11 protein-coding genes are annotated in these 10586 nt (G+C 71.5%); 4 read left to right on the top strand and 7 right to left on the bottom strand.

Going from position 1 to position 10586, the window contains the following annotated elements; translation table 11 throughout:
• Window positions 1-140: 140 nt before the first annotated feature.
• Entirely contained in the window at window positions 141-1274 is a 1134-nt protein-coding gene (macS, locus tag VOI19_RS06625; RefSeq protein ID WP_323792169.1) for a MacS family sensor histidine kinase, read from the bottom strand.
• Window positions 1275-1279: 5 nt separating this feature from the next.
• Entirely contained in the window at window positions 1280-2038 is a 759-nt protein-coding gene (locus VOI19_RS06620; protein ID WP_323792168.1) for a lysophospholipid acyltransferase family protein, read from the bottom strand.
• 132 nt (window positions 2039-2170) lie between these two features.
• Between VOI19_RS06620 and VOI19_RS06615 the strand changes: the two genes are divergently transcribed.
• Entirely contained in the window at window positions 2171-2947 is a 777-nt protein-coding gene (locus VOI19_RS06615) for an alpha/beta hydrolase (protein ID WP_323792167.1), read from the top strand.
• Between the two features lie 32 nt (window positions 2948-2979).
• Window positions 2980-3429, top strand: a complete 450-nt coding sequence (locus tag VOI19_RS06610; RefSeq protein ID WP_323792166.1) for a hypothetical protein — start codon at window positions 2980-2982, stop codon at window positions 3427-3429.
• Between the two features lie 36 nt (window positions 3430-3465).
• Here the strand turns inward: VOI19_RS06610 and VOI19_RS06605 are convergent, their stop codons facing one another.
• From VOI19_RS06605 to VOI19_RS06585, 5 genes are all read right to left on the bottom strand, one after another.
• Window positions 3466-4419: an ROK family protein gene (locus VOI19_RS06605; protein ID WP_323792165.1), complete on the bottom strand. Its 954-nt coding sequence runs from the start codon at window positions 4417-4419 to the stop codon at window positions 3466-3468.
• A 36-nt stretch (window positions 4420-4455) separates the two neighbouring features.
• A complete protein-coding gene (locus VOI19_RS06600) occupies window positions 4456-5391 on the bottom strand; it encodes an ROK family glucokinase (protein WP_323792164.1) in 936 nt (311 codons plus the stop codon).
• A complete protein-coding gene (locus VOI19_RS06595) occupies window positions 5388-5849 on the bottom strand; it encodes a hypothetical protein (protein ID WP_323792163.1) in 462 nt (153 codons plus the stop codon). The genes VOI19_RS06600 and VOI19_RS06595 overlap by 4 nt, the downstream gene beginning before the upstream one ends.
• A 94-nt stretch (window positions 5850-5943) precedes the next feature.
• The gene (locus tag VOI19_RS06590) at window positions 5944-7170 is read right to left on the bottom strand and encodes an ArsA family ATPase (protein ID WP_323792162.1); all 1227 of its coding nucleotides are present in this window, start codon (window positions 7168-7170) and stop codon (window positions 5944-5946) included.
• 22 nt (window positions 7171-7192) lie between these two features.
• The gene (locus VOI19_RS06585) at window positions 7193-7633 is read right to left on the bottom strand and encodes an SRPBCC family protein (RefSeq protein WP_323792161.1); all 441 of its coding nucleotides are present in this window, start codon (window positions 7631-7633) and stop codon (window positions 7193-7195) included.
• Window positions 7634-7939: 306 nt separating this feature from the next.
• On the opposite strand from VOI19_RS06585, the gene VOI19_RS06580 reads away from it, so the two are divergent.
• Together VOI19_RS06580 and cpaB are read left to right on the top strand one after the other, a co-directional pair.
• Window positions 7940-9727, top strand: a complete 1788-nt coding sequence (locus VOI19_RS06580) for an AMP-dependent synthetase/ligase (protein ID WP_323792160.1) — start codon at window positions 7940-7942, stop codon at window positions 9725-9727.
• A 183-nt stretch (window positions 9728-9910) separates the two neighbouring features.
• On the top strand, window positions 9911-10586 hold a 676-nt coding region (gene cpaB / locus VOI19_RS06575), incomplete at its 3' end, for a Flp pilus assembly protein CpaB (protein WP_323792159.1).

Here is a 10586-nt window from a genome sequence, read left to right as displayed (position 1 = left end):
ACGTCATCGGGCACGATGGGCAGCGTGGTGGTGAGCACGGGCGTCGGTGTGGGTGCGGCAGCAGACGGCCACGCCAGCGGCGCGCCGGGTCGGGGTCGGGGTCGGCGAAGGGATGGGTGTCGTGGATGGTCACCTGCACATCATCGCGGCACGACCAGCTCCCACTCGGTGCCGAACGACCCGGTGGTGAGACGTGCCTCGCCGCCGAGGTCGGCCATGCGGCCTCGTATCGACTGACTGACGCCGAGGCGGCCCTCGATCGCGGCAGCCTCGAGGCGTCCCTCGGGGATCCCTGGCCCTTCGTCGCGCACGCTCACCTCGACCCGGTCGCCCAACGCCTCGAGCAGCACCCAGGCAGGCGCCGCGTCACCGACGTGGCGGGTGACGTTGTCGAGGCAGGCCGTGACCACGGCGAGCAGCTCGAGCGCCACCGGCGCCGGCAGCTCGACCGCGCCGCCCGGCACCGCCACGTCGACTCCGGGGCGCAGCTCGAGTCGGCCGAGCTGGTCGGCCACGTCGATCACTCCGTCGGCCGCGTCGGAGCGCACGTTGTCCTGGGCCCTGATCAGGCTGCGCAGCGCCGACTCCTGCTCGCCCGCGAGCCGGCCCAGCTTGGCACCCTCGCCGCCCAGCTCGCCGCCCCGACGCTGCACGAGCGCCAGCACCTGCAGGACACCGTCGTGGACGACGCGCGCCAGACGAGCCCGCTCGGCGGCGGCGGCGGCAGCCCGCTCGGCCGCGTCACGCTCGGTCGCCATGTGCTGCAAGGACCCACACATGTAGCCGACGATCGGGCCGCCGATCAGGAGCAGGAACAGGTTGCCGTAGTCGGTGGCGTCGGGCGCCTGGCGGACGGCGATGTCGACACCGCCCAGCACCACGCCCGCCACGAGACCGCCGACCCAGCGCCACCGCACGGCCCAGGCCAGCAGCGCCGCCATCACCCAGAAGCCGGGCACGCTGGCGTCGAAGTCGGCTGCCTTCACCAGCGGTGTCGCGCCGAGCAGTGCCAGGGCGACCACCAGGTCTGCCGCCAGCAGCGCCGGCCCCCGTCGTACGGCGTCGGCGTAGGCCCAGGTCGCGAAGCCGGACCAGACGACCATCACGACGAGCATCACGTAGCCCGCCGTCGGGTGGTCGAAGTCGTCGACACCCCGCACGAGGTTGCCGACCACGGCGTAGAGCAGGACCACGACCCGAAGGACCGCGATCGCGCGGAAGAGCTGGTCCTCGATCGCGAGCGCCGCGCGCCCCGAGCCAGGACGACCGGCCATCAGGCTCAGGACGCCTTCTTCTGCTCGCCCGGCCCGTCGCCGTCGTCGCCGGCAGCAGCAGCGCGCGCCGCCTTGGCCTCGGCGTCGAGTCGCTGGGACTCCTTCTTGGCCTGGGTGGCGTACATGTCGACGTACTCCTGCCCGGAGAGCCGCATGATCTCGTACATGATCTCGTCGGTGATCGAGCGCAGGATGTAGCGGTCGTTCTGCATGCCCTCGTAGCGCGAGAAGTCGAGCGGCTTCCCGAAGCGCACGACCGGACGCGTGATCGAGCCGAACGTCTTGCCCGGGGGCGCCACGACGTCGGTGCCGACCACCGCGGTCGGGACCACCGGCACCCCGGACTCGAGGGCCAGACGGGCGACGCCGGTCTTCCCGCGGTAGAGACGGCCGTCGTGCGAGCGGGTGCCCTCGGGGTAGATCCCGAAGAGTCCGCCGTCGGCGAGCACACGCTTGGCCGCGAGCAGGGCGCCCGCAGCAGCGTCCGCACCCGAGCGGTCGATGGGCACCTGTCCGGAGCCGGTGAAGAACTGCTTCTGGAGCCAGCCCTTGATGCCCGGGCTGGTGAAGTACTCGGCCTTGGCGACGAAGGTCACGCGCCGCGGCAGCGTCAGCGGCACGAAGAGCCAGTCGGCGTACGACAGGTGGTTGCTGGCCAGGATCGCGGCACCCTCGGGCACGTGCTCGGCACCCTCGGTCTGCGGGCGGAACACGATCTTCAGCAGCGGCCCGAGCGCGAAGAACTTCAAGAACCAGTACAACAAACCGTGTCACCCTTCCCCGAGACTCCGTCGGCACCCTGCCGGGGCCGTCCGACCTGGTCGGCTGCGACCGGCCTGAGTGAACCCTAGTGCCTCTGCGGACCCGGCCCTACCAGGTGCGGCATGATCGGACCCATGACGTCTGCCACGCCCGACGGCGCCCACGCACCGCTCTCCCTCACCGCCCGCCCCGAGCTCACCGGCGGACGGCGGATCGGGGTGCTGCTCAGCCACGGCTTCACCGGCTCGCCGCTCGCGATGCGCCCCTGGGGCGAGCACCTGGGCGCCCTCGGGTACGGCGTCGCCGTCCCGCGTCTGCCCGGTCACGGCACCACCTGGCAGGACCTCAACCAGCACCGCTTCGACGACTTCCACGGCGAGATCGCGCGCGTCTTCGACCAGCTCTGCCTCGACCACGACGCCGTCGTCGTGGGCGGGCTGTCGATGGGCGGCTCGCTGGCGCTGCGCATCGCCGCCGACCACCCCGAGCGCGTCGCCGGCGTGATGGTCGTCAACCCGGCCGTGGCCACCAAGCGGCTCGACGTCAAGCTGCTCCCGGTGCTCAAGCACCTGGTGCCGTCGTTCCCGGCCATCGCGGGCGACATCAAGAAGCCCGGCGTCTCCGAGGGTGCCTACGACCGCACCCCCCTCAAGGCCATCCACTCCTTCATGCAGGCGTGGAGCCCCCTCATCGCCGACCTGCCGCAGGTCACCTCGCCGCTGGTCTACTTCCGGTCCCCCGACGACCACGTCGTCGACGACACGTCGATGCCGATCATCCTCGACCGGGTGGGCAGCACCGACGTCACCGAGGTGACGCTGGCCGAGAGCTATCACGTCGCCACCCTCGACAACGACGCGCCGATGATCTTCGAGCGCTCCGCAGAGTTCATCGCACGAGTGACCGGCTGACCGGCTGACCGGTCGTTGGCTAGGCTTTCCCCGTGGTGCAGAACGACGACGAGGCCTGGCGCGCGATCGTTGACAACTATGGCGATCGCGCCGACCTCGACGACCCGCCCGAGGCTGCTTCGCAGACCCCGGAGCGCCAGCCCCGAACGAGCCCGCCCCTCGCCGACGACCCGGAGCCGGACGACGTCCACGGCTGGGAACGCGCGTCGGAGGCCTCCGCACCGACCGGCTGGGAGGACGAGGACCGCTTCGTCCCACCACCTCCGCCGCCGATCCCGACGACCACCACCGACCGGATGGCCGCGTGGGTCGGGATCTTCGGGTCTCCCCTGGTCCTGCTGGTCGCGCTGGTCCTCGGGATCCGCCTCCCCGAGCTGATCAGCTATGTCCTGGTGCTGGGGTTCGTCGGCGGGTTCCTCTACCTCGTCCTGAAGATGAACCGCGAGCCGCGCGACCCCGGCGACAACGGCGCCGTCCTCTGACGCAGGCCGCACCGCGCGACGGTGCGGACTGCTCGATCAGCCGCGGCTCGGCGGCTCGGCAGCCAGCAGCGCCGCCCCCACCAGCCCGGCCTCCGGCCCCAGCAGGGCCGCCCGCACCTCCGGCACCGACCGGTGCTCGGCTCCCACGAGCGAACGCCCGAGAGCAGCCCGGGCCGGGTCGAGCAGCCGGTCCCCCGCCGCGGAGACCCCGCCTCCCACCACCACGACGGCAGGGTCGAAGGCAGCGACCAGACCGGCCAGCCCCACTCCGAGCCAGTCGCCTACCGACGAGAAAGCCTGGCGAGCGACGAGGTCGCCGTCTTCGGCTGCCGCGGTCACCATCGGACCGGTGAGCTGGTCGGGCTGCCCCTGGCACAGATCGGTGAGCACCGTCGGCTCGGCCACCACGCGTGCACGAGCAAGGCGGACCAGCGCGTTGCCGGAGGAGTACTGCTCCCAGCAGCCGTGGCGACCGCACTCGCAGGCACGACCGTCGGGCACCACCTGCATGTGGCCGAACTCGCCGGCCATCCCGTTGGCGCCGCGCAGCACTCGTCCGTCGAGCACCAGCGCCCCGCCGATGCCGGTGCCCATCGTGACCATCAGCGCCGACGACACACCTCGTGCCGCTCCCAGCCTGCTCTCGGCGTACGCCGCGCAGTTGGCGTCGTTGTCGAGCGTCACCGGCGCCCCCCACCGCTCCGCGAGCCGGTGGCGGACGTCCTCGCCGGCCCACGGCAGGTGCGGGGCGAACATCACTCGCTCCCCCGCAGCGTCGACGAAGCCGGCCGCCGCCAGCCCGATGCCGAGCGGGGTGCGGCCGTCGGCGACCTCCAGCACCGCTGCGGTCAGGGCGTCCTCGAGGGCCGTCACGCTGACGCGCCGCCCCGGCGTGCGGTGCGTGACCGTGCGCACGACCCGGCCGTCGGGCGTCACCTCGCCGGCGAGCACCTTGGTGCCGCCGACGTCGACGCCGATGAGGAAGCTCACGTCGCGGTCTCCATCACCGTCACCGTGGCTCGTGGCCTAGCGGCGGGCCAGGTCGGCGGCACCGATGACCCCGGCGGCGTTGGCCAGCGAGGCGGCGCGCACCTCCAGGAACGGGCGGTGCCCGCGCCCGGTGAGCTCGTTGACGAACGCCTCGCGGATCGGATCCAGGAGCAGGTCGCCGGACTCGCTCACCCCGCCTCCGATCACGACCGCGCCCGGGTCCAGCACCGCGGCCAGGGACGCGATCGCCTCACCCAGCCAGGTGCCCAGCTCGCGGAGCCGACCGAGCGCGAAGGCGTCGCCCTCGGCTGCGGCCCGGGTGATCATCGGGCCGTCGATCGCCAGCACGTTACCGCCGGCGCGAGCCAGCAGGTCGGCGGCCTCGGGCGTCAGCGCCTGGGCGCGGGCGTCCTTCACCAGGGCGGACCCGCTGGCGTACTGCTCCAGGCAACCGAGGTTTCCGCACCCGCACAGACGACCGCCGCGGACGACCCGCAGGTGTCCGATCTCGGCAGCAGCGCCGAACGCGCCGCGGTAGAGCTCGCCACCCAGCACCAGCCCACCGCCCACGCCGGTGCCGACGGTGATCATCAGCATGTCGTCGACGTCCGCGGCGGCACCGAAGGCGAACTCGCCCCAGGCCGCGGCGTTCGCGTCGTTCTCGACCACAACGGGCAGGTGCACGCGCGACTCGATCTCGGAGCGGAGGTCCTCGTCGCGCCAGGCGATGTTGGGGGCGAACATGACCACCGCACGACCGGCATCGACGTAGCCGGCCGCCCCGATTCCCACCGCCGAGACCTCGTGCTGGGCCGACAACGTCGTGACGAGGGACGCGACGGCGTCCTCCACCGCCTCGGTGTCGGTCGCCGGCGAGACCACGCGTGCCTCGGCCAGGATCTTCCCCTGCTCGTCGACGACCGCGCCGGCGATCTTGGTGCCGCCGATGTCGATGCCACAGGTCAGGGTCATCGGTGCTCGTCCTCGGTGGTGTCGGGGTCATCAGGGTCGTCGGTGTCGTCGAGATCTTCGAGGTCGTCGGGATCCTCGGGGTCGTCGAGGTCGATGCGCTCGACGCCGGCGCCGGACTGGTTGCCGGAAGCCGGCGGAGGCAGCGTCGCGAGCAGGCCGGTCATCGCCTGGAGGAACGACGACGCCGCTCCGACCAGGTGTGCCTTGACCTCGGGGCTCGTCTGGCGCACGGCGTGCACCGTGCGGCACACCGGGCAGTAGGTGCACTCCGCCGAACCGGTGGCGAGGTGGGCGTTGAGGTCGGCCACGGTCGCGGCCGCCTGGTCGGCGAAGCCGCTGAGGCCCTCGGTGATGCTCTCGCCGAAGCCGGCACCCAGGCCGGCGGTCGGTCCGGAGTCCTTGGCCCAGTCGGAGAGCGCGCCGAACAGCTTGGCGGCCTCCTCACCGACGCTGCCCACGGGCTCTGACTGACCTGACTGACCCGACTGACCGGGCTGGTCTGGCTGGTCTGGCTGGTCGGGCTGGTCTGGGGGCCCCTGGGGACCCGTTGCGTCACTCACGCCGTCCCTCTCCTTCTGGTGATGCCTGCCCTGAGGACATCGGCTCGCGGAACCTGACTCGCAGCTCGCCGTCCTCCACCCGCGCACCGGCGACCCTCAGTCGGGCCAGCCCGGACGGCAGCGTGAGGAGGCGGCGGTAGGAGCCTACGGTGACGACGAGCTCGTCGCCGTTGCGGGCGAGGCCGACCTCGGCGCGGCTCACGAACGGCAGCGAGAGATGGAGCACCGCTCCCTGGGTGGTGCGGGTCACCCGGAACGGTCCCTCCCCCACCGGCGGGGCGAGCGGGTCGTGCCCGTCGTACAGCTCGAGGGCAAGTCGTCGGAGGTCCTCGACCCCGACCGGCTCGGCCGGGCGGTACTCCGAGCGCCAGATCGGCAGACCTGCGAACGACTCGTCGACCTGGGCCAGGACGGCGTCCTGGGCCATCACCCACCCGGCGCGCCAGTCGTCGGCGTCCTGGCTGGGGAAGACGCGGTTGGCGATGACGCCGTCCACGCGGTAACCGAAGAGCGACAGGCTCGTGTAGCTGCGTCGGGCCTCGGCGAGGACGACGGTCTCGGGCGTCATCACGATGCGCACGCTCGCGTGCGGCCCCGACAGCAGCGCCCGCACCTCGTCCAGCTCGGCGTGCAGCCGCTCGATCGCGTCGAAGACCGTGCCGCCGGGCATGGGCACGCCGGCTGCTCGGCTCAGGACCGGTCGCAGTGCCTTCATCACCCGCTGCTGGGTGGGGAAGACCCGCGCCATGTACCAGCCCAACGCCTCGGGAAGGGCCAGCAGCCGCAGCGTCTCCGCCGTCGGCGCGCAGTCGACCACGATGACGTCCCACTCGTCCGAGAGCGCGTGCAGGCGCAGCTCGAGGAGCGCGAGGACCTCCTCGGCACCGGGGATGACGGTGAGCTCTTCGGCGGCGACCGGGTCGACGCCCGCGACGTCGAGCACGGAGAGCAGGTAGCCCTGGATCTCGGCCCACGACTGCTCGAAGCGCAGCTGGGCGTCGACCTGCTGGACGAACAGGTACGGCGCCACCTCGGTCGGCTCGGAGCCGACCGGTGAGCCGAACGCGTCAGCGAGCGAGTGCGCGGCGTCCGTCGACAGCACGAGGGTGCGCTGACCGGCCGCTGCCGAGACCGCGGCGGTTCCGGCAGCCACGGTCGACTTGCCGACGCCGCCCTTGCCGGTGAAGAGCACGATGCGCACAGGAGCCACAGCAGTCACGGGGAGAGTGCTCGGACGAGGCTCAGGCGAGCGACTCGACGCGCTGCTTGAGCCCCTTCAGTGCGGTGTCGATGAGGATCTTCTCGCCCTTGCGCTTGATGAGCCCGATCATCGGGATCGCCACGTCGAGGGCCAGGCGGTAGGTCACCTCGGTCGACCCGCCCGCAAGCTCGCGCAGCACGTAGGCGCCGTCCAGGGCACGCAGCATCTTGCCCTCCACGAGGGTCCAGGTGACCTGGGCGTCGCCGTCCCACTCGTAGGCGAGGGTGTACTCGTCCTTGATCGGCGAGACGTCGAGAGCGAAGAACACCTCGCGCGCCCGACCGGAGTCGAGGGTGCTGACCACGTCGGAGGTCGTGACGCCCTTGGCCCACACGGGGTAGGAGTCGAAGTCGGCGATGACCGCCATGACCGCGCTCGGTGGGGCGTCGACGACGATCGAGGACGTCGTCTGGTCAGCCATGAGGAACCTCTGCAGTCTCTGGTGGGAAGTCTGATCGAAAGGAGGGTCGACCGGCGGGCTCGCCGACGACCGGCACCGCTCGGAGGTTACCGGATCACCTCCGGACACCGACGCCGTGCTCGCGACCACACCCTGCGAGCGCCCGACAGGGCCAGAGTCGGGCCCTGTGCTGCCCGGCGGTAGCGTTGGTTGGTCGGCGCCCACGTCGACGACGGCCCCTCTGCGGGCCCTCCCACAGCCCTCACCACCCATCCGGTCGGACGGCGCAGCGACGCAGCCGACCCCCTCAGACCCGCGGAGGCGACCGTGCGCGAGTACTCCACTCCCCTCAACCTGCCGATCCCCACGACCGGCAACCTGACCGACGACCTGCTGCGCAACGCCGCCGAGGCCCCCGACGCCGTCGTCCTGGCCAGGCCCGAGGCCGGCGGCTGGACCGACGTGACGTCGGTCGAGTTCCTCGCCGAGGTCAGCAGGGTCGCCAAGGGACTGATCGCCTCGGGCATCGCGCCCGGCGACCGGATCGCCCTGATCTCCAAGACCCGCTACGAGTGGACGCTCTTCGACTACGCGATCTGGTGCGCGGGCGCGGTGAGCGTGCCGGTCTACGAGACCTCCTCGGCGGCCCAGGTCGAGTGGATCCTCCAGGACTCCGCAGCCGTGGCGGTCGTGGGCGAGGGCGCCGAGCACCTGGCGCGCGTCTCGTCTGTACGCGCCGGTCTCGAGCACCTCAACCACGTCTGGACCATCGACGACAACGCGGTCGAGATCCTCGCCAGCCTCGGCGACGACATCGACGACGAGACCCTCGAGTCTCGTCGCACGCTCGCCGGACCTGACGACCTGGCCACCCTGATCTACACCTCCGGCACCACCGGACGCCCTAAGGGCTGCATGCTCACCCACGGCAACTTCATGACCGAGCTGGGTGTCGCGGTCGACGAGCTCGACCGTCTCTTCGAGGGCGAGAACGCCTCCACCCTGCTCTTCCTGCCCCTGGCGCACGTCTTCGCGCGGATCATCCAGATCGGCGCCATCAAGTCACGGGTGCGTCTGGGTCACAGCTCCGACATCCGCCAGCTCGTGCCGACCCTCCAGTCGTTCCGACCGACGTTCGTCCTCGCCGTGCCGCGCGTCTTCGAGAAGGTCTTCAACACCGCGTCGCAGCGTGCGACCGCCTCCGGTCGAGGCCCTGTCTTCGACCGCGCGGCCGAGGCCGCCATCGCCTACTCCAAGGGCCTCGAGAAGGGGCGGGTGCCGCTCGCGGTGCGTGCCAAGCACGCCGTGTTCGACCGCCTCGTCTACGCCAAGCTGCGCGACACCCTCGGCGGCGAGTGCGCGTTCGCCGTGTCCGGCGGCGCGCCGCTCGGGGAGCGGCTGGGCCACTTCTACCGAGGGATCGGCCTGACCATCCTCGAGGGATACGGCCTGACCGAGACCACCGCTGCGGTCACCGTCAACCTCCCCGACGCCCAGAAGGTCGGCTCCGTCGGTCGCCCGCTGCCCGGCACGGCCGTGCGCGTCGCCGACGACGGCGAGCTGCTGTTCAAGGGCGGACAGGTCTTTGCGGGCTACTGGAAGAACCCCGAGTCCACCGCCGAGGTCCTCGAGGGCGACGGCTGGTTCCACACCGGCGACGTCGGGGAGGTCGATGACGAGGGATTCGTCAAGATCACCGGCCGCAAGAAGGAGATCCTCGTGACTGCGGGCGGCAAGAACGTCGCCCCGGCCGTGCTCGAGGACCGACTGCGCGCTCACGCCCTGGTGAGCCAGGCCCTGGTGGTCGGCGACCGTCAGCCGTTCATCGCCGCCCTGGTGACCCTCGACCCGGAGTCGTTCCCCCAGTGGGCGAAGACCCACCACAAGTCGGGCTCGATCGCCGACCTCGTCGACGACGCCGACCTGCGCGCCGAGATCCAGCGCGCAGTCGACGACGCCAACAGCGCGGTCTCGAAGGCGGAGTCGATCCGCAAGTTCCAGATCCTCGGCGACGACTGGACCGAGGAGGCCGGCCAGCTCACCCCGAGCCTCAAGCTCAAGCGCAACGTCGTCCTGCGTGAGTGCAAGGACGACATCGCCGCGCTCTACGTCTGACTTCTCGTCCGGCTCGGCCCCTTGTGCCACCAGGGGCATGGAGCCGGGCGCGTCCCAGGATGCGGCGGAATTCGGCGGATCGTGTCCCTCGAACCGCCGGGCTCCCTAGAGTGAGGTCGTACGACCCACCGGGCCGGTGCTCCGGAACGCCGTTCGGGACGCGAGAGTGAAGGATCTACCAGCATGGACCGACGCAGGATTCTCCTCGTGGTGGCCGTCATCGTGGCCGCGCTCGGAGCAGGTCTCGTCTTCATCTACGCCCAGGACGCCGAAGACCGGGCGGCCGAGCAGTTCGAGACCCAGAACGTGCTCGTGGCCACCCAGGTGATCTCGCCGGGAGAGTCGGCCTCCGACGCCGCGAACGCCGGCAAGCTGCTGAGCAAGCCGGTGCCGAGCGACGAGCTGATCCTCGGCTCGACCAACGAGGGCACCGACTTCACCTCCACCGTCGCGCTGACCACGATCTACCCCGGTGAGCAGCTGCTCACGCAGAAGTTCGGATCGATCGACCAGGTGGCCTCCGAGACCGGCCTGGTCGTGCCCGAGGGCCTCACCGCCACCGCGATCACGCTCGACGACACCTCGCGCATCAGCGGCTTCACGCCCGCCGGCACGCGCGTCGGCGTCTTCATCACCGGCACCTTCGCCGGCTCCGCGGAGCCCGAGGTCCGCGTGCTGTTCAAGGAGGTGCTGATCCTCGCCAACGGCCTGGTGACCGTGGCTCCGCAGGTCGGACCCGACGGCCAGCCCGTGGTCAGCGCCGACAGCGCCGCGCTCAGCCAGTACGTCCTCGCCCTCAGCGCTCGTGACGCCGCCAAGCTCAAGCTGGCCCAGGACCTCGGCGACATCAGCCTGGTCC

The organism is Nocardioides sp. (genome assembly GCF_034670285.1).
GTDB lineage: Bacteria > Actinomycetota > Actinomycetes > Propionibacteriales > Nocardioidaceae > Nocardioides.
This window is presented reverse-complemented; position numbering and strand designations above follow the sequence as displayed.